Source organism: Bacillus gobiensis, from assembly GCF_001278705.1.
In the GTDB taxonomy this organism is placed as follows: Bacteria; Bacillota; Bacilli; order Bacillales; family Bacillaceae; genus Bacillus; species Bacillus gobiensis.
The window spans coordinates 1,056,366-1,079,853 of record NZ_CP012600.1 but is presented as its reverse complement, the minus strand read 5'-3'; the positions used below and the strand labels follow the sequence as shown (position 1 = coordinate 1,079,853).

The window sequence follows — 23,488 nt, the reverse complement described above, 5'->3', positions numbered from 1 at the left end:
TTGACTACCCCCTTTTAAAAAATGCGGAAAGCTTATTCAAAAACGATGCTTCTTTTGCCTCCACCCTTTTTTCTTCAGTATGTAGAAACGCGTCCGCCACACGATATATGGATTTTGAAAGTTTAGAATGGGGATGGCTGATAACGAACGGGAGCTGTGACGTTACTGCTTTTCGAACCAATGGATCCTCCGGGACATTCCCAAGATAAGAAATCCTTTGTTGCAAAAATGTGCGCATCGTTTTAGACAATTTGGAAAATGCCAGCTCACCTTCACGTTGGTGCAGGCATCTGTTCATCAGCACATGGAAGCGCAAATCTTTTTTATTTAACGTAATGTGCTTCATAGCGCTATAAGCATCCATTAATGAAGTCGGTTCAGGAGTTGCCACGACTAAAATATGTGTGGATGAGACGACAAACGGAAGCTGTTCCTTCGTTAACCCCGCCCCCATGTCGAAAATCACATAATCATATTTATCCAGCAGCTCTTCAAGCTCCCTTGAGAAAAATGACCATTTCTGTTCATTCAGTTCGATAATGGAATTTAATCCAGATCCGCCAGAAATATATTGCAGCCCTAAAGGTCCGGCTGTCATTGCTTTTTGAAAAGACATTTCCTGCTGCAGTAAATCTGCCAGAGAATAACGAGAAGACTCACCAAGCAAGACGTCAATATTTCCCATCCCGATATCCAAATCGATTAACAGGACTTTTTTATTCCTTTCTAGTAAAGAAAGCGATAGATTTAAGGAAAGATTCGATTTTCCAACTCCGCCTTTCCCGCTTATGACAGCGATCGTTTCTGCCGATTTGGCGGATATTTTTTGCCCTTTCCTCTCCGCTAATAATTTTCGCAAATATTCAGCCTGATCCATCAGAGGAACCTCATGAGCGATTGAACAAACTCTGACTTGTTCATTTTCCTTATATCTTCCGGCACGGCCTGCCCGTCAGTAATATAGCCAATACATGTTTTCGTTTCCGACAGAAGTGTAAGAACCGGGCCAAGCGTATCGGTTTCATCCAATTTAGTCATAATATAGCGACAAAACGGCAAATGGGCGAACTGTCTGGAAATTTGCAGAAGATCTTCCTGCTTGCTGGTTGCCGACAGAACCAAATATGATTCAATATCGTCTCCAAAAGGAATAAGTTGCTCCAGTTCTTTTATAAACTGAGTTTCTTTATAGTTCCTGCCTGCGGTATCTATAAAAACATGATCATACTCTGAAAGCTTCTGCTGTGCCTTTTGAAAATCTTCTTTCGAATAACAGACTTCCAAAGGTGCTGAGAGCAACTCCGCATATGTTTTTAGCTGTTCAACTGCCGCAATTCTGTAGGTATCGGTTGTGATAAACGCAATTCTTTTTTGCTTATTGAGAAAGCTGTCAGCTGCCAGTTTCGCCAATGTCGTTGTCTTTCCGACACCGGTCGGCCCAAAAAGGGCAATGTACTTTGTTTGATCATTAAAGCCTTTATAATCATCTATAAGGCATGACAGTTCCTGCCCAATGATGTCCAACAGCCTTGGTTTTTCCGGCCACTCATTTTTCAAGGCCAGTTCAATCAGCGGCAGCATGATTTGATGGTGAATTTCGGATGAAACACCTTGATTCAATAACAGGTTGCTTATTTGTCTTACATGGTCCGGAAAAAGCTCATACCTTGTTTTGTCAATCGGTGAGTGTACCATCTGTCGAATCGGCTTCTGTTCCGTCTCTGAAACAGGAGCCGGAGAAGGTCCAGGCTTCAAGGTACGGAGAGCTTTTTTTTCTTGAGGGGCAGTTACATCCAGTCCGCTTTGATCGGCTACAGCAATCACCTCGACAGCCTTTTTTTTCGTCAAGCCAAACAGCTTTCGTTTATATACCGTCTTACTATTTAGAATGACCGCATCATTTCCTAATTCTTGTTTAATGATTTTTGCCGCAGAATTCATCGTATCAGCAGTAAATTTTTTTATTCTCATGGTATATCAACCACCCCAATGCTCTGAACTTCCACATTAGCTTCAAGCTCGTTGTACGATAGAACCGGAAGATCAGGAAAATAGCGTTCTAAAAGCTGTTTTATATACATCCGAACAGGAGGTGAACATAGCAGTATCGGTGTTTCCTGCTGCAGAGAGAGCTGTTCAATTTCTCTTGCGACCGATTGAATAATGTTATCCGATGCGGCAGGTGCAATTGACAAATACCTTCCTTGCTCTGTTTGCTGAACCCCGTCAGCAATTGCTTTTTCTACCCTGCCCGAAAAAGTGACAACCTTCATTGATTCGTTTTCATCCGTATACTGAGATGTAATCTGTCGGGCTAACGCTTGTCTCGTATATTCGGTTAATAAATCCGAGTCGGATGTCATTTTTCCATAATCCGCCAGCGTTTCAAAAATAGTGACAAGATTGCGGATTGAAACGTGTTCTTTTAAAAGCTTGGCCAGCACTTTTTGTACATCTCCGACAGAAAGAGGATTGGGTGTCACTTCTTCAACAAGCACTGGATACGATTCTTTTAAATGGTCAATTAGCTGTTTGGTTTCCTGTCTCCCCAATAATTCATGGGCATGCTGTTTCACCATTTCTGTTATGTGTGTTGAAACAACTGAAGCTGGATCTACAACTGTGTAGCCGAGCATTTCTGCACTATCTTTTTCTGATTCAGCAATCCATTTCGCGGGCAGGCCGAAGGATGGTTCAATCGTATCAATACCTGTGATCAAGTCTTCTTCAGATGAAGGAGACATCGCCAAATAATGATCGAGCAGCAATTCCCCTTTTGCCGCTTCATTTCCCTTGATCTTTAAGCGGTATTCATTCGGCTGAAGCGCAATGTTGTCCCGTATGCGAACGACCGGAATCACCAAGCCGAGCTCAAGCGCAAGCTGTCTGCGTATCATTACGATTCGATCGAGAAGGTCTCCGCCCTGGGCAGAATCAGCCAGTGGAATTAACCCGTAGCCAAATTCAAATTCGATCGGATCAATATGGAGCAAATGAACGACACTTTCTGGGCTTTTGAGAACTTCTGCTTCCGCTTCATCGATTTCATCTGCCGCCATTTCCGGTTCTTTCGGTTCTCTTGAAAGCATGTAGCCTCCGATAGCCAATATGGCTGCAAATGGTCCAGTCAAAAGAATACCAATCGGCGTAAATAATCCTAAAAGAGCAATGGTTGCTGCTGTGATGTAAAGGAGCTTCGGAAAAGCAAAAAGCTGATTAGTAATATCCTGACCGAGATTCCCCTCCGACGCTGCTCTTGTCACAACAATTCCCGTGGCGGTTGAAATCAGAAGGGCAGGGATTTGGGAGACGATTCCGTCACCGACTGTTAGCAATGTGAAATGAGAAGCCGCTTCCTGAATTGACATACCCTCCTGAAGCATTCCGATTATGATTCCGAAAATAATGTTAATGAGTACAATAATAATTCCGGCAATAGCATCTCCTTTGACAAACTTGCTCGCTCCATCCATTGCTCCATAAAAATCGGCTTCTCTTGCTACCTTTTCTCTGCGTTCTTTTGCATCGTGTTCTGTTATCATTCCGGCATTTAAATCGGCATCAATACTCATTTGTTTTCCTGGCATCGCATCTAAAGTAAACCTGGCTGCAACCTCGGATACCCGCTCTGACCCTTTTGTGATGACGACAAACTGAATGATAATTAGTATAGTGAATACGACCAAACCTACCAGTACGTTTCCGCCGACCACAAAGGATCCAAATGTTTCCACGACTTTTCCCGCATCGCCATTTGCAAGTATCGATCTGGTGGTAGAAATATTTAATCCCAAGCGAAACAACGTAAGTAATAATAATAAAGACGGGAAAATGGAAAATTGCAGTGCTTCCTGCATATTCATCGTTGTTAGAAGCACGATTAAAGCAAGAGATATATTAATGATTATGAAAATGCTCAGCATCCAAGGCGGAAATGGAATCACCAGCATTGCAACAATGAGGACAACACTGAATAATACGGTAAAATCTCTTGCAGACATTGCTTTTCTCTCCTTTAATACTCAAAAACTATCATTCTTATTTTTTCTTGATCCTGTAGACGTATGCGAGGATTTCAGCGATTGCTTTAAAAAATTGCTCGGGAACAATATGGTCAAGCTCTACTTGATCGTATAACGCACGGGCTAACGGCCGATTCTCGACTGTCATTACATCGTGCTCACTAGCGATTTGGCGAATCTTAAGGGCTATTGAGTCAACTCCCTTTGCTATTACGAAAGGCGCATCCCTCTTGGATTCATCGTATTTTACAGCTACGGCATAATGCGTTGGATTTGTAATGATGACATCAGCTTTTGGCACCTCTTGCATCATTCTTCTCATCGTCATTTCTTTTTGCCTTTGCTTGATTTTGGATTTTATGAGAGGGTCACCCTCCGTTTTTTTATACTCGTCTTTGATATCCTGTTTGGACATCCTGATATTTTTTTCAAAATCATATTTTTGATACAAATAATCCAATAAAGCTAGAAAAGCTAGAGCAACACCTGCAAAAAGGCCCATATACAATGTTAATTTACCAAGCAATGAAAGCGCCTCTTCAGCTGTTAATAGGGGCAGCCGAATGATTTCACCGAAATGAACCCAAATGACTGAGAATGTAACAACACCGATAATCGCAATTTTTAAGATCGACTTCAATAACTCAACAATCGCCCGTAAACTGTAAACTCGTTTAAATCCGCTGATCGGATCAATTTTTTTTAAGTCCGGTTTTACCGCTTCAGTTGAGAACAGAAACCCGACTTGCATGATGTTGCCGGCCATTCCAGCGAGAAAGGCGATGCCCAAAATCGGCAAAAGAAGCAATGCACTCTCTGTCACCATATCGATAAATAATTGTTTTACATTGTTCAAAGAAAGAGAAAACAATAATTTTTCTGTGTAAAAGCTTTTGATTAATGCGATGAGCCGATCTCTCATAAACGGTCCGACAAGGGTTAAAGACAAAAAGAGAAAAATGATCAAAAATGCAGTGTTCACATCTGAACTCTTGGCAACTTGCCCCTTTTTTCTAGATTCCTGCTGCTTCTTCGGGGTCGCTTTTTCGGTTTTCTCACCTGCAAAATATTGCAAATCCAATCGGATCATGATATTCCTCCAAAGAGCGTCAATAAATCCCTCATTGTCCGAATGATTTGCTCAAACAGCAATTGAACGGAATAGAATAATACACCCATACACACAATCAACATGATAAAGCTGACAGCAATCTTTAACGGCAGGCCGACGACAAACACGTTCAGCTGCGGAACAGTTCTTGCCACAATGCCTAGAGCCAGATCAACAAGAAACAAGCTGGCAACGATAGGAGCTGACATTTGAAATGAAATAACAAACATTTGATTGAAACGCGTCATGATAAATTCGGCCAGGCCTTCGCCGGAAAAAGAAATCAACTGATCGACAGGTATGTACTGATAGCTGTAAAAAACACCATCAAGCAGCATGTGATGCGCATTAATGCTCAGCATAAACATCAGAGCCATCGTGTACAAAAAATGACTGACAAGAGGGTTCTGTGCCCCCGTTTGCGGATCAATTACGTTCGCTACCGCAAAGCCCATTTGAAAATCAATAAATGAACCTGCGATTTGAACGGCAGAAAGCATAATATATGCAATTAACCCCAGAAGTAAGCCAACCAATATCTCTTTTCCAAGTAAAAGAAAATAATAGCCATCAACCTTTAATATAGGAGGATCATTCAACGTACTGAAGCTGACAACTCCTAAAAAAAAGGCAAATCCTACTTTATGAACGGCAGGTATCGTTCGATATGAAAATAGAGGCAAAGTAACAAAGAAAGCTGTGATTCTTATAAAAACAAGCAAAAAAGCCGGAAAATAATCGATAAATGATCCCATGCCGTTACCTGACAAATTGATTCAAATTAGAAAAAAGTTCAGTTGTAAACGATAGAATAGTTGAAAGCATCCAAGGGCCGAAAACCACCAATCCGATTAATACGGCGACGATTTTTGGTATGAACGCAAGGGTCTGCTCCTGGATCTGGGTAGTAGCCTGAAAAATGCTGACCGCTAACCCGACAACTAAAGCGAGACCAAGAGCCGGGCCACTGATCAGCAATGTGATATACACTGCTTTTTCCGCGATAGAAATAACAAATTCTGAACTCAAAATGAAAACACCCATTCTAATAGCTTTGTAATAATGACTTCACAATTAAATACCAGCCGTCTACCAAAACAAATAAAAGGATTTTAAAAGGAAGCGAAATGATTACCGGCGGCAGCATCATCATCCCCATTGCCATAAGGACGCTGGCAACTACCATATCAATGATTAAAAAAGGAATAAAGACCATAAAACCGATTTGAAAAGCAGTTTTCAGCTCTGAAATGGCATAGGCAGGAACCATCGTTGTTAGCGGGATGTCTTCCAGTGACTCTGGCTGTTCCATGTTTGCATAATTCATAAACAGGGCGAGATCCTTTTGTCTCGTATGCTTGCTCATAAACTCTTTTATTGGCATTTCCGCCTTTCCATAGGCTTCTTCCAGGCCAATTTCATTATTCAATAACGGCGTTAACGCTTGATCGTTTATGTCTGAAAACGTAGGAGCCATGATAAAGAAAGTCATAAACAGTGCAAGCCCGAGCAATACTTGGTTGGGCGGCATCGATTGGGTAGCCAGTGATGTTCTGACAAATGACAATACGATTACAATACTCGTGAAACATGTCATTAAAATTAAGATCCCGGGCGCTACGGATAAAACCGTCAAAAGCAGCAGAAGCTTGACTGATGTGCTTACTTGTTCCGGATCACTCGAATTAAAAAGATTAATAAATTCATTCATTGTGATGCGTGCCTTTCTTTATTCCTTCTTTACGCAAATTCTTTAATTCCTTAAGTTCCTTTTTTAGAGAATCTGCAAATGAGCTCTTTGGCTCAGAAACTTTTTTATGACTGCTTTTCACCTGGTCCAGCCATTTTGGCAACTCAATTTTTCGATTGACTGTTTCCTCATGCTGAGCCAGAATAACTTTTCGTTCTTCTTCATTTTCAATTTCCTTTAATAATTGAATAGATTCCCCGACGCCGACAACCATAACTCTCTCTCCTACTTTGATAAGCTGGACCGATCGATTCTGTCCGAGAGAGGTTCCCCCGAGGTTTTCAATATATTGAAAGGGCCGAATCATCTTGTTCCGTTTGTTCAACAGCTTAATGACCGCATAAATAAGAAAGATAACAAAAAGCAAAGCCCCAATCATTCGGAAAAAATCCATTGCTGATACGGAAGCAGACGGTTGTTTCACAGGCGGGCTCTGTTTTTCTTCCTTACGGTTTTCTACCGGTTTTACCTTATCTTCATCTTGCTGCTGAAACCATTCATCAACAGTGGCGTCTCCAGTTTCTGCAGCTGAAACTGGAGATGCATGATAAGCGAATAGAAGACAAACGATAAAGCTGATTGACATAAAAGATTTATAAGAAACCACCTTTTACACCTTCTAACTTAACGTTTTATTAATCGCTTCGAGCACCCGGTCGGCTTGAAATGGTTTCACAATAAAATCCTTTGCTCCGGCTTGGATGGCGTCAATTACCATCGCCTGCTGCCCCATTGCTGAGCACATAATCACTTTGGCCTGTGGATTAATTTGTTTAATTTCTTTCAAAGCTGCTATTCCGTCCATTTCAGGCATGGTGATGTCCATCGTCACAAGATCGGGCGATAATTCTTTATATTTATCTACTGCTTGTACACCGTCCGCAGCCTCGCCTACTACTTCAAAGCCGTTTTTCACTAAAATGTCTTTAATCATCATTCTCATAAAAGCTGCATCATCTACGATTAAAACTTTATATGCCATTTTGTTCTCTCCTCTTAAAATATTATCCTGCATTAACGGGCAGTATGTCCCCCACCTCGGGGGCTTTAGGCCACCCTCAGAAGTCTGTGGGGGATCAACTGCCCGTAAAAGCTAGGGTTGGCTTCACCTAACAATCAGTGGGAGATGAATGTACGAAGGCTAAAAGCTTAGGCGTCCTGTGCGGGCGCCTTCACTAGCACATCCTATGCGTCGAAACCCCTACTGATTGAGGTTCACTTTATTTCAATTTATGGATTCTTTCTTTTTGGCTTAATATATCGGTCACTCTTACTCCGAAATTTTCATCGATGACGACTACTTCGCCTTTAGCTACAATCCGTTGATTAACCAAAATGTCAACTGGCTCCCCGGCCAGCGTATCAAGCTCGATAATGCTTCCTGCTGAAAGCTCTAATATTTCTTTTACACTTTTTTTAGTCTTTCCAAGCTCCACGGTAACTGATAAAGGAATATCCAACAGCATATCCAGGTTATTAGTCTTGCTTGTTCCTTCATGGGTCCGATCTTCAAAAGCGGAAAATTCGACTGGAGACACGCTCTGTCCGGACGATTTTTTCTCTTTTTGAAGAGAAGATGCCGGCTTCGAATGGACTGCTTTCGGCTCATTCTCTGGGTGTAAAACTGGCTCCGGTTTAGAAACACATTCAGAGGAATGATCATCATTATTATTTGCAGGTTCAATTAATTCATTGATAAATTCTTTAGCAAACGTGATCGGCGACACCTGCATGATGTTTGAATCGATTAACTTTCCAACTGTTAACCTGAATGATACTTTAACCAGCTTTTCTTCTCCAGGAATGGTTTCGGTTCCCTCGCCCTGGTTAACATCGAGTAAGTTCAAACGTGGTGGCGAGATGTCAACTCGTTTTTTAAAAACCGTTGACATGGATGTAGCAGCTGAACCCATCATCTGGTTCATCGCTTCCTGAACAGCGCTTAAATGAATATCATCCAACGGAACATCTGAATTGTTTCCGTCACCACCCATCATCAAATCGGCAATGATTGAAGCGTCCGATTGCTTGATGACTAACAAATTGCTGCCGGTGAAGCCTTCGGTGTAGTTTACTTCAATCGCTACATAAGGATGGGGAAATTCCTCATTCAATTTGCTTTTTAGGACAATCGAAACATGAGGAGTTGTAATTTCCACTTTCTGGTTCAACAGTGTTGATAAGGCGGTGGCTGAACTGCCGAATGAAATATTTCCGATTTCTCCGATGGCGTCCTGCTCGATCGGTGACAATTCTTCATAACCTTCTAAACTGCTCGTGCCATTGAGCAATGAATCAATTTCATCCTGAGATAACGAATTATGTTCCAATTTTTTCACCTCTTATGTCGTGATCTAATATTTGAATGGCTACTTTTCGATTCACCCGGCCGGCTTGTCCAAAAAACTTTGGTCTTTCACCGACCTTCACAGTGAGAGGCTCTGTAACGGATTGATCAAGTGTAATGCAATCTCCAATTTCAAGATTTAGAAATTCTTCAATCGTTAATTCTGATGTCCCTAGTTGAGCGACGACAGGAACGTGAGCATCCATAATCTGTTTTTTAAGTGAGTGTGTTTCTTCCGGCTTCGGTTCAATTCGCTCGGATTGCATCCAATAATGCATGGACAGTTTAGGTATAATCGGCTCCAAAACCACGTGAGGGATGCAGAGGTTGATCACTCCGCTGATGTTGCCAATTTGAGCATTGAGTGAGATGACAACAACCGTTTCATTTGGAGATACCATCTGAACAAATTGAGGATTTACTTCAAACCCTGTCATCTCGGGGTTGATTTCGGCAACCTGTTCCCATGCTTCCCGATAATTAACCAACGAATTTTCACAAAGATTCGAGATAATTTTTGTCTCTATTTCTGTTAAACTATCTTTTTTACTTCCGCCCATTCCGGTTCCGCCCATGACCCGGTCCATCATCGTATAGGCGATCGTTGGATTAACCTCCATCATGATTTTCCCTTCTAGCGGACGAACCTCAAACAAATTTAAGATCGTCAAACTGGGAATGCTTCGAATAAATTCTTCATAAGGCACTTGATCGACAGAGCCGACCGAAATATTTATGTATGTTCTAAGCTGAGCTGAAAAGTATGTCGTGAGCAGCCGGGAAAAATTTTCGTGTATTCGGGTTAAGCTTCGAATCTGATCCTTTGAAAATCGAAGAGCCCGTTTAAAATCATATGTTTTCACCTTTTTTGCTGTATCTTCTTTTTTTAGTTCATCTGCATCCATTTCACCAGTTGATATCGCAGACAAAAGTGCATCAATTTCATTTTGGGACAATACTTCCCCTGCCATTTACTCACCTCCCTGGTACCTTATCTGTCCTTCTTATTGAAGATTAAAGGAGGTTATATACACCTTTGTTATCTGTCCTTCTCGCATATATGCATTCACTTTTTCTTTCAGCTTATTTTTGAATGCGACCTTCCCTTTTGCACCTTCAATCTCATCAGCCTTCAGATTGGCAAGAAGCTCAATTGTACTGTCCTTTTCTTTCGCTTTTTTTGAATCTGTTTCTAATTTTAGCGAGATGCGTACGATAGAATCACCCTGTAAATTCGTGATGACATCATTGATATCGACAGAGGCTTCCAGTACTTCGTCAATCGTCGGTTCCTTGTTCGAATCCTCGATTAAACTGCTTTTCAGAACCAAAAATGCCGCGGTGCATAATGCTGCAATAGCTACTATGACGATCACGCTAACGTTTACCAATTTCTTATTCATTGCTGCCTCTCTTCTCTCCTTTATCTAAAGAAAGGATGTGTATCTCTTTGTAAAAAGCTTTGATAAGGGAATAAACCGTTTCTTCATCCTCCTTTACTACAAATTTTTTCCCATTGGTTAAGGTAATCGTAGTATCAGGAAAACATTCGATCTGTTCAATAAATAACGCATTAAGAGAAAACATTTTTCCGTTCAGACGGGTAACTTTGATCACGGTTTTTCGGGAGTCTAAGCTAAGCCCCCATCCTCCTTATCGTTTGAGATTCAAAAGCTCCTGTAAAATTTCATCTGACGTTGTAATAATTTTGGAATTCGCTTGAAATCCCCTTTGCCCTACAATCATTTCCGTAAATTCATCTGAAAGCTCAACATTGGACATTTCAAGATAGCCTTGCTGGATTGTCCCTTTTCCGTTTTGACCCGGGTTACCAACATCGGGATTACCTGAATTTAATGATGCAGTATACAAATTCCCGCCGGCTTTTTCTAATCCTTCGCTGTTAGCAAATGTCGCCAGTTGAATTTGTCCTGCATTCTCTACTTGATTTTCATTATTTAAGTAAGAGACTGTTCCAAATTCATCGATGGTTAAACTCGTTGCATCTTGAGGTATCGGACCATTCACTCCATTGACATATAAGCCATCTGCTGTAACCAATCTGCTGTCTTGATCGAGGTAAAGATTTCCTGCTCTAGAATAGAAGGTTTCCCCTTCTTCATCTGAAACAGTTAGATACCCCTCGCCTCTTATTGCAATATCAAGCTTTCTCCCTGTGAACTGAGGAGCGCCTTCTGACTGAACCGTATCGATAGTGCCCATTGATGAACCGAGTCCGATTTCTTGAGCGTTTGTTCCCCCTTGGCCACCAGCAGGGGCTTTGGCACCCGCCAACTGCTGGCTGAAGGTATCTTGAAAAGTCACTCTGCTTTTTTTGAACCCAGTCGTTCCGACATTGGCGATATTGTTTCCGATGACATCCAATTTTGTTTGGAAATTTTTCATTCCGCTTACTCCAGAGTATAGTGAACGTAGCATGTATAATTCCTCCCGATATTTTAATTTTGATTCGTAATTGCGACTACAGAAGCAGCTTTAATTTCTTTTCGGCCTTTTAGGACAAGCGTAAATTCATTATTTGCTTTTTTTACAGATTCAACGACACCGGTTTCTACAGCCGTTTCGCCATTGTTCTGTGCAGTTTCCCAGCTGACTTCTTTGCCTATCCATTCCGCATAGGATGAGATAGCGTTCTGCCCGGATAAATAATTTGTTAACGAGTTGTTTAAATTGGTCATTTGCTCCAAGGAAGAAAAGGTAGCCATTTGCGCAATAAAATCTTTGTCTTCAAGCGGTTTTAACGGATCTTGATTTTGCAGCTGAACCATTAATATCTTTAAAAAATCATCTTTTCCTAAATTGGAACCTTTCGACTGTCTTTCTGGTGCATTCGATAAATAGAGATCTGAATCAATCGCGTTTGTGCTCATTGCTGCTCCCTCCTATCTTCGGCCACTGATTCGATTTTCATCTCATCAAGAAATTGTTGAAATGGTTCATTTTCTTCGTCTTCAAATCGTTTATGCTCTCTTTGCCGGGAATGTCTCTCACCTTCTCCATTGTGCTGATTTAACTGCAGGTGGCTTACATCCTGTAAAGGAACGGAGAACCGTTCGATTTGCATCGGCATGTTCGGCAGCGCCTGTTTTAACAATGGGAGGTGATGCTCTAACAATTCCTTTGCTGAATCGGAAGAAGCGATAATTCGACCCGTCATTAGCCCATGCTTATTATTAATTTTGACTGTGAGATGCCCAAGATGCTCCGGGTGAAGACGGACCGTAAAGCTCCCGGTCATTTTCCCAAAAGGAGTAAATTTCGCCTTTTTCCAAGCCACGATAATTTGATCTGGTAAAACCGGTTTTTGTTTCTTAGGAGAAATTGGTTCAGCTTGCTGCACCTCTGCACTTTTATTCATTTGAAGTACCGGTTGGACTTGGCTTTCTTCTAAATCACCGGCTTTTGGTTTTATTTCTGCATGTTTTCCGGTTTCTGCTGTACCGGATTTGCCAAGAAACTGATGGTTAAGGGGAAAGCTCAAAGGCAGCTTGCTGGCTTTTCCTTCGCTTTTTTCATCCAACAGCACTGCTTGGGAGGCGGTATTCGTTTTCCATTCCGTTTCCTTTTTTTCTCCATTGATTGAAGACAGCAGCTTTGCTATGACATCTGTTTCACTCTGCGAAAGCTGAACTTCTGAGCTTTTTAGCTTTAATTCACGTAAGGAACTATCTGCCGAAGTTGCCTTTTCATTGCTTTCACTTGTTGTCTTTGTCAATGAATCAGGTTGCTGCACTTCTTGTACTGCTTGTTCTGACCAAAGAAGTGGCTGACCATCCGCTTGAATTCTTTTTCCCAAAAATCCATTTTCTGTACTTATCCCAGCACTATCTGATCGAATAATATGCTTAAAGAATGATGAAAAAATCTGTAAAAACGCTTTTGCTTCCATCCTGATATTCCCTTTGATAGGATTACTCTGCTGTTTCATCGGCTGAATGGACTGGTTCTCTAAATGTTCAGGTTTTATTTGAAGATCCGCTAAACCAGCAAACAATTGAGAAAGCTGCTTTACGTCTTGCTGAGAAATATCTGGCATTGCAACTTGCTGAAATAATTGCCCTAATGCACCGGAAGTATCGCCAGACATCGCGCGAATTGTATTGTCCTGATTTTCTTCCCAGCTTTCATTCAGCCCGGATATTATTTCGTTGTCCTGCCGAATGTTGTCCGCTGTTCTCGTGTTCGGTTCAAAAGGCTGCATCAATGGCTGATCCTCAGTTCGTGTGTCTTTGCCGGGTAGTGCTTGAATGCCGAGCAGCTCAGGGCTTGCTGCTAATCTTTCAAACAATCGGGATAATACCTGGAAATCATGCTGGCTCAAACCCGTTAATAGGTGCTCCAAGTTTTCACTTTTCTCTGTAAAATCAGCTTCACTATCTAATTGTTGGCTGCTTTTCTCATCCAGCGCTGGAAGCTTGTGAAAAATGTCTGGTATCGCACGATAGTTGTTGTTCGTTTCGGTGGAAAGTGAATCCTTTGTGCGAGATACCTCCTGCAGCTGATCTGGTTGAATTCTATTTCCGTTTAGTAAAAAAGAGAGCATTCTCCCCAAATCTTGAAATTTTTGCTCCGCAATGTTTTCAATTGCAGGTTCCTGAGCAATCTGCCCGCCTATTTGTGCGGATAGCAATTGCTGAAAGATCTCCGGACTGCTTCTGCTTGAATCACTCGTTTTTTGTCCATTTCTTGCATTGGACAGCACAACATCAAGAAGTTTGATCTCATCCACCTCCATTCTCTTTAGTTTTCAGAGAGCTTTGTTGTAAAACGAGCCGCATCTTCAGGCTTCATTTGTGACAGTATTTCTGTTAGTTTTTTATTACTCATCTTCTTTAAAATGTTCAAGGCTTCTTCATCGTTCAATTCTGCTAATATCTTAGCTGCTTTGCTTCCAGTCATCGATTCATAAATAGTAACAAGCTTATCCTCTTCACTGCTTTCATTCGCTTCATCTGAAGGTTCATTATCATTTTTTTGATCAAGATTTTCCATCGATCGGATTTTTTGATTCAACCTGTCAATTTCATCCTGGCTGGTCTTCAAATCACTTTCTAAAATTGACAGCTGTTTCGTTTGGTCTTCAATTGTTTTTTTTAGTTTTTGCTTCTCTTCATCATTTTTTGGTGCAGCAGATTTATCAGCTGGTTTCTTATCTGTGATCAGCTCCTTTACTACCGGAAGTTTACTGGCTGTATTTTGCAGCGGTGCTGACAGATCCACGTTTAACAATTGAAGAAGGACAATCGATAACACAACAGCAAACACTAGCGGAATAAGAATGACAAATAGAAACCATTGGAATTTTCCGCTTTCTTTCTTTTTGGCAGACATTGGAGCTCCCTCTAGCTTCCTTGAAACATAAATTGTTTCATTGATAATTCGTCCATTTCCTTTATTTGAACGGCATTTTCTTGAGTAAGAAAGCTTAACTTTTGTTTTTCTTTCATTTTTTCATACTTCTTCAATTCCATTGAAATTTCTGTCAGTTCCTCTTGTTTTTCATTCATATGGTTTCTTTTCGCTAAGACGAGCTGTTGGTAATGAAAAATAGTCGTTTCAAGATTAGTGCAAAAACGTTGATAATGCCTCATTTCTTGAATACTCATGCCATTTTGGAGTTTATTGTCTTTGCTTTTTTCCAGCTCTTCCTTCAGCTTCATATTTTCATATAACTTTTCAGCGGCTTTTTCAAAATCATCCACTGATTTTTGATACATAGCAAAGGATTGATTCTTCTCATTTTCTTTTAGCACAAACAGCTTTTGAAATTTATACGCAAACGCCATCATCAGACCTCATTTCTTTTCAGTTTTAAAAGAGCAGAAATACTTTCTTCCATAGAAGAAGTGCCATCTATTCCTTGTTTCAAAAAAGAAATCAGCTTGGGCTGAAAATGAATCGCCTCATCTATTTCTTTTGACGAACCGGGTTTATAAGCTCCGATAGTGATTAAATCTTCATTGTTTTGATAGACAGAAAGCAGGTTTCTAAACCGGGATGCTGCTTCCTTGTGCTCTCTTGAAACGATATTATTCATAACTCGGCTTACGCTTTTTAAAATATGTATCGCAGGAAACTGGCCCTTATTGGCTAATTCCCTGTCCAAGACGATATGGCCGTCCAGTATCCCCCTAACCGTGTCCGAGATCGGCTCATTCAGATCATCTCCATCGACCAAAACGGTATAAAAAGCAGTGATGGAACCCTTTTTATCCATTCCAGTTCTTTCTAAGAGACGGGGTAAAATAGCGAACACAGAAGGTGTATATCCCTTCGTTGCAGGCGGTTCTCCTGCAGCCAAACCAATTTCCCGCTGAGCCATCGCCACTCTCGTCACAGAATCCATGATCAGCATGACGTTTTTTCCTTGATCTCGAAAAAATTCAGCAATTGACGTAGCCGTATATGCAGCTTTCAATCTCATTAAAGCGGGCTGATCCGAAGTAGCTGCTACGACGATAGATCGCTTTAGCCCGTCAGATCCGAGCTCTTTATCAATGAATTCTCTTACTTCGCGTCCTCTTTCTCCAACTAACGCAATGACATTGATATCTGCTGTCGTCTGCTTTGCGATCATTCCGATTAGCGTACTCTTTCCAACACCGCTTCCGGCAAAAATTCCAACCCTTTGTCCTTTTCCAATCGTTAACAGTCCGTCAATCGCTTTTACGCCCACCGTCATTTTTTCATCGATCGGAGGACGGTTCATTGGATTAGGAGGTTCTTGATCAATCTGCACCTGGGATAATCCTTTTGGCAGCAAGCTTTCATCCAGTGGTTCTCCAAATGCATTTAAAACCAAGCCTTTTAAACTCTGTCCAACCTTCACCTTTAAAGGGCTTCCTGTCGATTCCACTATGCTGCCCGGTGCAATATTGGCTACCGGCAGATAGGGCATCAGCAAAATATATTCATCTCTGAAACCGACAACTTCTGCCTTGACTGGGTTATGAACGCCTTTCTGTCCATGGATCAAGCATACGTCACCTATTGAACTTACAGGTCCTTTTGATTCGATCATCAAGCCTACGACTTTTTTTACCTTGCCGTACCTTTTATACGAATCGACGCTATTAATAAATTCAGCGATTCTGGCAGTGTTCAATATTCTCCACCTGCCTGAATCAATTCAAGCAATTTTGCTTTTAATTCATTCAATTGCGTATCAATGCTGGCATCGATTCTGCCAAAGTCTGTTTCAATGTAACACGTTCCTTTTGATGCTTCCGTATCAGCATAAATATTCAGATGGCAATGGTGCGGAAGGCAGTGAATGAGCTCCTGTTTAAGTTCATACACGTACTCCACGTATTTTGCATCGATAAATATTGAAATATTTTCGTATTCCTTTAAGTCGTTAATCACTTGGGAGACTAAAGATTGAAATTCCTCTTGATCGTCTTCTTTTTGGTTCCAAACCTTTTTGGCAAGTGCGACGGCAAGATTGATAATTTCCTCCTGCGCTCCTTCCAGCTTTTCTTCATAATCAGCTCTTGCAGCATTAGAAATTTTATTTGCCTTTTCTATTAAACTGGAATATTTATTTTCTGCTTCCTTTTTCCCGAGCTCCAAGCCGCAATCATATCCTTCTTGCCTCGCAGATTGAATAAGCTTCTCTTTTTCGCTTGACCATGCTTGCCGTTCTTTCTCTAATTCAGCTCGCGCTTCGGCTGTAATCCTTTCTGCCTCTGCCTTTGCTTCAGCAATCAGGATCTCTGCTGATTTGGCATCCGGTATTTCATCTATTGATTCCTCATATAAATGGTCTTCCGCCACATTCCATTCAATCTTTTGAAGTGAAAGGGTTCGTTTATGATTTGAAACAGCTTGCTTTATCACTTTAGACAATAATATCATCCCCTCCGCCTCGGGCTATGACAATATCTCCTGATTCTTCCAGCTTGCGTATAATGCTGACAATTCTTGATTGGGCTTCCTCAACATCTCTCAATCGAACAGGCCCCATAATTTCTATATCTTCTTTAAATGTCTCCACCATCCGCTGAGACATGTTGCTAAAGACGATTTCCTTCACCTCTTCACTTGCGACTTTTAGCGAGAGAAGCAAATCTTCATTTTCGACATCTCGAATAACGCGTTGAATCGCTCGGCTGTCCAGGGTTACGATGTCCTCAAAGACAAACATTCTTTTCTTAATTTCTTCAGCAAGTTCTGGATCTTGAACCTCAAGAGAATCAAGAATCGTTTTTTCCGTGCTTCGGTCCACACCGTTTAACACATCAACAACAGCCTCGATTCCCCCGGTTTGTGTATAATCTTGGGTAAAGGTAGACGAGAGCTTTCTCTCTAGAATTTGTTCAACCTCGTTGATAATTTCCGGAGACGTCCGATCCATGACGGCTATTCTTCTTGCTACTTCAGCTTGTACCTCCGGATGTAATTCCGACAGAATCTGTCCTGACTGGACCGGATCAAGATACGACAGAATTAACGCAATTGTTTGAGGGTGCTCATGCTGGATAAAATTCAAGATTTGCGAAGGTTCTGCCTTACGGGCGAAGTCAAAAGGTTTGACTTGTAGTGAAGAGGTCAGCCGATTAATTATACTTCCAGCTTTTTCTTCCCCTAAGGCTTTTTCGAGAACCTGTCTGGCATAATCAATGCCTCCTTGGGTAATGTAATCCTGTGCAATCGCAATTTCATGGAACTCTTCAATTACATCTTGTTTTTTATTCGTACCAACCGATCGAACACTTGAGATTTCCAACGTTAATTTCTCTATTTCTTCTTCGGTTAAATGTTTGTACACATTTGCTGAAACATCTAAACCTAAGGAAATCATTAAAATGGCTGCTTTTTGTTTGCCGTTCAGTTTTTTTTGTTCTCTTTTCGCCATTTCGATTCCCCCTACTCTTCAGCAAGCCATCCGCGAAGCAATTTCGCAAATTCTTCCGGTTTTTCTTTTGCCATTTTCTCCAGCTGTTTTCTCCGTACACTTTCTTCTGATTCTTTTTCGTCATTGACGTCTTCGACAAATATTGGCTCTTGTCTTTCGAAGACAATCTCCTCTTCTTCATTTTCACTGTCATTCTTTTTCCTACGGATGAGCAAAATGAGTAGTAAAATAACAATGAGCAGCAGAGCGCCAACTGCGGCATAGATCCAAATTGGAATGCCTCCGCTTGTTGTTTCAGGAGGAGTTGATTCGATTTTCCCATCAAACGGCTGGACGGATACGACGATCTTATTGTCAATCTCATTCTGGGTAAGGGGCTGGCTCTCTATATCTTTATTAATTGACGTAGTAACAATGGTCGAGAGAATTTGCCTAATGTCATCTTCTCTGTCAGACGTCAAGGATTGAACATTCTTTGGATCCGGCGGCTCAACCATTACTTGAATGCCTAAGTCTCTTATTTTATACGGGCTTTCTACGATTTCTTTATGTACTCGGTTAACCTCATTGTTGATCCGTTCTTCATTTTTTTCATAATCGCCATTTCCGGACCCGCCAGCTGCCTCATTATAATTTGTTATATCATCTTCCCCTGTGCCGTTCACTCCGCCAGCTTGTGCACCTTCACCTGTATACGTTTCTGTTACACGTTCGGCACTGACTGCTATACCTTCCATATTTTCTTTATCCACCGGCTCAACAAGATCTTCTTTTCTGCTTTCTTTTGTAAAATCGATATCGGTTGTGACAGATACAACTACTTTGTTCTGTCCCATCATCGTGCCAAGAAGCGATTGAACTTGTCTGCCAATATCTTTCTCTACTTGGGCTTTTATTTTTTGTTGAGAGGAAAAGTTATCTGAAGCGTATTCAGAGCCTTGTTCGTTTTGGTCATAATATGTAAAATTTTGATCCATGATAACAATATTCTCGGGCTGCAAATTCGGAACGCTTTTTGAAGCGAGGTGATATAACCCATTAATTTGCTGCTGGTCCAGGGTATTAGCACCTTCAAGCTCAAGAACGATAGATGCTGACGCGGAAGGTGCTTTTTCTCCTACAAACACAGTTTCCTGGGGGAGATTTATCAATACCTTACTGCTCTTCACTCCATTAATCGTATTAATAAGATTAGACAGCTCCGTTTGCATTGCATCGACTTTCAACACTTCAAATTCATTATCTGTCATTCCGAAGCCAACACTTTGGCCAAAAAAGGAGTAATCAATTTCTCCGCTTTTCGGAACCCCTTCTGCTGCTAGTTCAACCTTCAATGAATCTACACGATCCGCAGGTACTTTAATCACCGTACCGTTTGCATCGAGCTCGGAGATGACCCCTTTTTCATCCAATGTTTGCTTGATTTGTCCTGTTTCTTCTGCAGTCAAATCCTTATACAGCGGCACCAGATTCTCTTTCGAAAAAAAAATAACGGCGAGTAGAATTATAATAATTACAGCTGCGATTCCACCGATTACTAATCTCTTTTGCGTTTTTGTATACTTCATCCATATATCATTTATTTTGTTTGTTATCTTCTTCACATTCATACTGATCCCCCGATATTGCACTAGTTCTTGATTCGTAATCTCCCGCCATTACATTTGCATCCTCATCATTTCTTGATAAGCTTCAATCGCTTTATTTCGAAATTCTGTAGCAGCGGTCAGCGTTATGTTTGATTTTTGAGCTGCGATCATCACTTCATCGAGATTTACATTTTGCCCTTGTGCAAGTGCATTTGTCAGTTTATCAGATTCTGCCTGTGATTGATTTACTTCTTCAATAGATGATTTGAGCATATCTGCAAAACTGGTTTTCGTTGACTGTATATTCGAATGGGGGGCTGCTCCATGACTTTGTCCAATTGATTGTAGTTGAAATGGAGAAACTTGGTTTATCATATTGCTTATTCACCTTACTTTCCGATTTCTAATGCCTTCATTAACATTCCTTTTGTGGCATTCATAGCTGTTACATTCGCTTCATAGGACCTGGTGCTGCTCATCAAATCGACCATTTCCTTAAGAGGATCGACGTTAGGAAGCTGAACGTATCCTTCATCATTCGCATCAGGATGAGACGGGTCATAAATTTCTTTAAATGGCGTTTCGTCCTCTGTAATGCCGCTGACCCTTACTCCTCCACCGGCTTGATTGTTCTTCATCGCGGAATTCAATACAGACGAGAACGATTCACCCTTAGCTTCTGTTTCGACCATTTTTCTGCGATAAGGTTGCCATTCCCCATCAACCATCTTTGCTCTCGTTGAATCGGCATTGGACAAATTTGAGGAAATCACGTCCATTCTGACTCGCTGCGCCGTTAAAGCCGAAGCCGAAATGTTCATTTGGTTAAATATTGTCATGCTTTTCCTCCTGTTATGGCTGTCTTAAGCGAATTAAACTTTCCGCTTAGCCGATCAACCAGCGCCTGATACTCGATTTGATTTTGGGCAAGCTTGGACATTTCTTGATCAATGTCCACATTGTTGCCATTTTGCTGATATGTACCTTTACTTTTAGTAACAATTGAATAATTCAGTCCAGAATTCAAAAAATCAAGATGTCTTTCGTTAGTTTTTAAGGCATTTAGTTTTTCCGATTCATTTTTAAGAATATTTGAAAAGGAAACCTCTTTCGATTTATAGTTCGGAGTGTCTACATTAGCTATATTTTCAGATATGACTTTTTGCTTAACATCCGCTCTGTTTAAGGCATTTTCGAGTGAGTGAATCGATCCCGAAAATAAATCCACTGCCAAAACCTCCAATCTTTGCATCTAAATAGAAATTATCCTTGTCGAGAATTGTAAAACTATATGAATATTGTATGTAAAATTAGGCTAAAAGTCTATGAAGTTTGTGTAAAAAAAAGTCGTATGATGTATCTATTTTAAAAATAGGACTTTTATCATGGATGTTTAGGACTATATTTTTTTCTTTTCTCTATTTTCTGAAATCTTATTGCTTTTCCCCAAAAAAAAAAAGCCAATAAAAACACCAGATGGATTCTGGTATTTTTATCGACTCAATTACAATTCGCGCTTAATGGGATTTTAAATTTTCTAATTCGACTAGGAATTTATTATTAAGGACTTTTATATACGTTCCTTTCATACCAAGAGATCTTGATTCAATAACTCCGGCACTTTCTAGCTTTCTAAGCGCATTTACAATAACAGAACGCGTGATTCCCACACGATCAGCAATTTTGCTTGCGACAAGCAGTCCTTCGTTACCGTCCAGCTCTTCAAAGATATGTTCAATGGCTTCTAACTCACTGTATGATAATGAACTAATTGCCATCTGTACAACTGCCTTGCTTCTAGCTTCCACTTCAATTTCCTCAGCTTTTTCTCTGAGGATCTCCATCCCTACTACTGTGGCTCCATATTCTGCTAGAATTAAATCATCGTCTTCAAATTGATCCTGCAGTCGGGATAGAATGAGCGTACCAAGACGTTCTCCGCCGCCGACGATAGGGACTACGGTCGTTAACCCAGCTTGAAATAGATCTTTATTTTCAACTGGAAATGCTGTATACTCGCTGTTAATATCTAAATTTGATGATGTTTCCGAAATAGCAAACAAACTTTTTGTATATGCTTCAGGAAATTGCCGGTCTTCGAGCATTTTTTTCATTCTGTCATTTTCAATTTGCTCGTTAATAGAATATCCAAGCAGCTTCCCTTTCCTGCTTAGAACAAAAACATTCGCAAGGATGACGTCCATTAACGTCTCAGACATTTCTTTGAAATTCACTTGTCTTCCAGCTCTTTCTTGCAGCATAGAATTAATTTTTCTTGTTTTTTCTAATAATGCCATTTCATTGTTCCTCCTAAAGTGCTTTTAAAATTTATCGGCTCCAATTAATAGGTGATGTGCGCTATTGTTGGATGAATCATCTTATAAAATAAATTGGCTTAAATCTTTATTTTTGGCGATTTCGCCCAATTTCTCCTCTACATATTGAGGAGTAATCACAATTTTCTCAAGCGTTATATCCGGCGCTTCATAGGACAATTCCTCTAATAATCGTTCAAGAATCGTATGAAGCCTTCTTGCACCGATATTATCGGTGTCTTGGTTCACGTGAAAAGCAATCTCCGCGATCTTACGAATAGCATCGTCAGAAAATTCAAGAGATATACCTTCTGTTTCCAATAATGCTTGATACTGCTTAAGAAGCGCATTATCGGGCTCGATTAATATTTTTACAAAATCTTCTATCGTCAGCTTTTTCAACTCAACGCGAATTGGAAAACGCCCTTGAAGTTCCGGGATCAAATCTGAAGGCTTTGCCATGTGAAATGCGCCCGCTGCGATGAAAAGCACGTGATCCGTCTTAACCGGTCCGTATTTTGTCATAACAGTTGAACCCTCTACGATCGGGAGTATATCACGCTGTACGCCTTCTCTTGAAACATCAGCTGAAGACCCTCCGCTTTTTTTGGCAACCTTGTCAATTTCATCGATAAAAATAATTCCTGATTGTTCCGCCTTAAATACAGCCTCTTGGCTTACTTCATCCATGTCAATCAGCTTTGCTGCTTCCTCGTTGATTAACACCTTTCTGGCTTCCTTGACCGTCAGCTTGCGGCGTTTTTTCTTTTTAGGCATAAGATTGCTTAAGGCATCCTGCATATTCATGCCCATCTGCTCCATCCCTGAGCCTTGAAGCATATCAAACATCGAAGGCTGTTGCTCCTCTACTTCAATGGTAACATAATGATCCTCAAGCTCTCCCATTGCAAGCTGATGGGCAATTCTTTTGCGGTTATTTTCAATATTTTCTTCTTCCGCGCCTTCATTTTCTTCATTTTGCTGTCCTTGAGCTCCGCCAAACAGCATTTCAAAAGGATTCTTGACATTTGATTGCTTTTTCTTACCCGGAACAAGTAGGCGAACAAGCCGTTTATTGGCGTTTTCTTCTGCAGCACCTTTAACCTCTTGCATTTTCTCTTCCTTCACAAGCCGCACGGACGTTTCAATTAAATCACGGACCATTGATTCCACATCTCTGCCTACATAACCCACTTCTGTAAATTTTGTAGCTTCAACTTTTATAAACGGGGAACCAACCAGCTTGGCAATGCGCCTTGCGATTTCCGTCTTTCCGACACCGGTAGGACCAATCATTAATATATTTTTTGGAACGATTTCATCACGAATATCTTCAGAAAGCTTGCTTCTTCTATACCTGTTTCGCAAAGCAACGGCTACAGCCTTTTTTGCTTCCAGCTGTCCGATTACATATTGATCAAGCCGTTCTACGATTTGCCTAGGGGTTAGTGTTCTCTTTTCCATAAAACGATTCCC

The 23,488-nt window shown here is 40.9% G+C and carries 27 protein-coding genes; all 27 read right to left on the bottom strand.

Features of this window, described 5'->3' with window-relative positions; translation table 11 throughout:
• Window positions 1-4 precede the first annotated feature (4 nt).
• Complete coding sequence (locus tag AM592_RS05305; protein ID WP_053602823.1) at window positions 5-877, bottom strand: MinD/ParA family protein; 873 nt, start codon at window positions 875-877, stop codon at window positions 5-7.
• Entirely contained in the window at window positions 877-1,971 is a 1,095-nt protein-coding gene (gene flhF, locus AM592_RS05300) for a flagellar biosynthesis GTPase FlhF (RefSeq protein ID WP_053602822.1), read from the bottom strand. The genes AM592_RS05305 and flhF overlap by 1 nt, the downstream gene beginning before the upstream one ends.
• Window positions 1,968-4,001: a flagellar biosynthesis protein FlhA gene (flhA, locus tag AM592_RS05295; protein WP_053602821.1), complete on the bottom strand. Its 2,034-nt coding sequence runs from the start codon at window positions 3,999-4,001 to the stop codon at window positions 1,968-1,970. Before flhA ends, flhF begins: the two co-directional genes overlap by 4 nt.
• 37 nt (window positions 4,002-4,038) lie before the next feature.
• Window positions 4,039-5,115: a flagellar biosynthesis protein FlhB gene (gene flhB / locus AM592_RS05290; protein ID WP_053602820.1), complete on the bottom strand. Its 1,077-nt coding sequence runs from the start codon at window positions 5,113-5,115 to the stop codon at window positions 4,039-4,041.
• Window positions 5,109-5,888: a flagellar biosynthetic protein FliR gene (gene fliR / locus AM592_RS05285; protein ID WP_053602819.1), complete on the bottom strand. Its 780-nt coding sequence runs from the start codon at window positions 5,886-5,888 to the stop codon at window positions 5,109-5,111. The genes flhB and fliR overlap by 7 nt, the downstream gene beginning before the upstream one ends.
• Before the next feature lie 4 nt (window positions 5,889-5,892).
• Window positions 5,893-6,162: a flagellar biosynthesis protein FliQ gene (gene fliQ, locus AM592_RS05280; protein WP_053602818.1), complete on the bottom strand. Its 270-nt coding sequence runs from the start codon at window positions 6,160-6,162 to the stop codon at window positions 5,893-5,895.
• Window positions 6,163-6,178: 16 nt separating this feature from the next.
• Window positions 6,179-6,844 carry a flagellar type III secretion system pore protein FliP gene (gene fliP / locus AM592_RS05275; RefSeq protein WP_053602817.1) on the bottom strand — a complete coding sequence of 222 codons (666 nt, stop codon included), beginning with the start codon at window positions 6,842-6,844 and terminating at the stop codon, window positions 6,179-6,181.
• Entirely contained in the window at window positions 6,837-7,469 is a 633-nt protein-coding gene (gene fliZ, locus AM592_RS05270) for a flagella biosynthesis regulatory protein FliZ (protein ID WP_053605996.1), read from the bottom strand. The genes fliP and fliZ overlap by 8 nt, the downstream gene beginning before the upstream one ends.
• A 33-nt stretch (window positions 7,470-7,502) precedes the next feature.
• The gene (locus tag AM592_RS05265; RefSeq protein ID WP_053602816.1) at window positions 7,503-7,865 is read right to left on the bottom strand and encodes a chemotaxis protein CheY; all 363 of its coding nucleotides are present in this window, start codon (window positions 7,863-7,865) and stop codon (window positions 7,503-7,505) included.
• 238 nt (window positions 7,866-8,103) lie between these two features.
• A complete protein-coding gene (gene fliY, locus AM592_RS05260) occupies window positions 8,104-9,213 on the bottom strand; it encodes a flagellar motor switch phosphatase FliY (protein WP_053602815.1) in 1,110 nt (369 codons plus the stop codon).
• Window positions 9,203-10,201 (bottom strand): flagellar motor switch protein FliM, encoded by a 999-nt coding sequence (gene fliM, locus AM592_RS05255; RefSeq protein WP_053602814.1) that lies wholly within the window; start codon window positions 10,199-10,201, stop codon window positions 9,203-9,205. Before fliM ends, fliY begins: the two co-directional genes overlap by 11 nt.
• Before the next feature lie 33 nt (window positions 10,202-10,234).
• Window positions 10,235-10,633: a flagellar basal body-associated FliL family protein gene (locus AM592_RS05250; RefSeq protein WP_053602813.1), complete on the bottom strand. Its 399-nt coding sequence runs from the start codon at window positions 10,631-10,633 to the stop codon at window positions 10,235-10,237.
• Window positions 10,626-10,847, bottom strand: a complete 222-nt coding sequence (locus tag AM592_RS05245; protein WP_053602812.1) for a swarming motility protein SwrD — start codon at window positions 10,845-10,847, stop codon at window positions 10,626-10,628. Before AM592_RS05245 ends, AM592_RS05250 begins: the two co-directional genes overlap by 8 nt.
• Before the next feature lie 36 nt (window positions 10,848-10,883).
• Complete coding sequence (gene flgG / locus AM592_RS05240; RefSeq protein WP_053602811.1) at window positions 10,884-11,669, bottom strand: flagellar basal body rod protein FlgG; 786 nt, start codon at window positions 11,667-11,669, stop codon at window positions 10,884-10,886.
• A 20-nt stretch (window positions 11,670-11,689) separates the two neighbouring features.
• Window positions 11,690-12,121, bottom strand: coding sequence for a flagellar hook assembly protein FlgD (flgD, locus tag AM592_RS05235; RefSeq protein ID WP_053602810.1), 432 nt, complete (start codon window positions 12,119-12,121; stop codon window positions 11,690-11,692).
• On the bottom strand, window positions 12,118-13,980 hold the full coding sequence (locus AM592_RS05230; protein WP_053602809.1) for a flagellar hook-length control protein FliK: 1,863 nt from the start codon (window positions 13,978-13,980) through the stop codon (window positions 12,118-12,120). The genes flgD and AM592_RS05230 overlap by 4 nt, the downstream gene beginning before the upstream one ends.
• 11 nt (window positions 13,981-13,991) lie before the next feature.
• Complete coding sequence (locus tag AM592_RS05225) at window positions 13,992-14,582, bottom strand: MotE family protein (RefSeq protein ID WP_053602808.1); 591 nt, start codon at window positions 14,580-14,582, stop codon at window positions 13,992-13,994.
• An 11-nt stretch (window positions 14,583-14,593) separates the two neighbouring features.
• Window positions 14,594-15,037, bottom strand: a complete 444-nt coding sequence (gene fliJ / locus AM592_RS05220) for a flagellar export protein FliJ (protein WP_053602807.1) — start codon at window positions 15,035-15,037, stop codon at window positions 14,594-14,596.
• Between the two features lie 2 nt (window positions 15,038-15,039).
• Window positions 15,040-16,356 (bottom strand): flagellar protein export ATPase FliI, encoded by a 1,317-nt coding sequence (fliI, locus tag AM592_RS05215; RefSeq protein WP_053602806.1) that lies wholly within the window; start codon window positions 16,354-16,356, stop codon window positions 15,040-15,042.
• Complete coding sequence (fliH, locus tag AM592_RS05210) at window positions 16,353-17,099, bottom strand: flagellar assembly protein FliH (RefSeq protein ID WP_376773322.1); 747 nt, start codon at window positions 17,097-17,099, stop codon at window positions 16,353-16,355. The genes fliI and fliH overlap by 4 nt, the downstream gene beginning before the upstream one ends.
• Complete coding sequence (fliG, locus tag AM592_RS05205; RefSeq protein WP_053602805.1) at window positions 17,092-18,108, bottom strand: flagellar motor switch protein FliG; 1,017 nt, start codon at window positions 18,106-18,108, stop codon at window positions 17,092-17,094. Before fliG ends, fliH begins: the two co-directional genes overlap by 8 nt.
• Window positions 18,109-18,119: 11 nt before the next feature.
• Window positions 18,120-19,724: a flagellar basal-body MS-ring/collar protein FliF gene (gene fliF / locus AM592_RS05200; protein WP_053605994.1), complete on the bottom strand. Its 1,605-nt coding sequence runs from the start codon at window positions 19,722-19,724 to the stop codon at window positions 18,120-18,122.
• 42 nt (window positions 19,725-19,766) lie between these two features.
• Window positions 19,767-20,072: a flagellar hook-basal body complex protein FliE gene (gene fliE, locus AM592_RS05195; RefSeq protein ID WP_053602804.1), complete on the bottom strand. Its 306-nt coding sequence runs from the start codon at window positions 20,070-20,072 to the stop codon at window positions 19,767-19,769.
• Between the two features lie 14 nt (window positions 20,073-20,086).
• Window positions 20,087-20,536: a flagellar basal body rod protein FlgC gene (gene flgC, locus AM592_RS05190; RefSeq protein ID WP_053602803.1), complete on the bottom strand. Its 450-nt coding sequence runs from the start codon at window positions 20,534-20,536 to the stop codon at window positions 20,087-20,089.
• Window positions 20,533-20,925, bottom strand: a complete 393-nt coding sequence (flgB, locus tag AM592_RS05185; protein WP_053602802.1) for a flagellar basal body rod protein FlgB — start codon at window positions 20,923-20,925, stop codon at window positions 20,533-20,535. The genes flgC and flgB overlap by 4 nt, the downstream gene beginning before the upstream one ends.
• A gap of 289 nt (window positions 20,926-21,214) precedes the next feature.
• Window positions 21,215-21,994: a GTP-sensing pleiotropic transcriptional regulator CodY gene (codY, locus tag AM592_RS05180; protein ID WP_053602801.1), complete on the bottom strand. Its 780-nt coding sequence runs from the start codon at window positions 21,992-21,994 to the stop codon at window positions 21,215-21,217.
• A gap of 81 nt (window positions 21,995-22,075) precedes the next feature.
• Complete coding sequence (hslU, locus tag AM592_RS05175) at window positions 22,076-23,476, bottom strand: ATP-dependent protease ATPase subunit HslU (protein WP_053602800.1); 1,401 nt, start codon at window positions 23,474-23,476, stop codon at window positions 22,076-22,078.
• Between the last annotated feature and the right edge of the window lie 12 nt (window positions 23,477-23,488).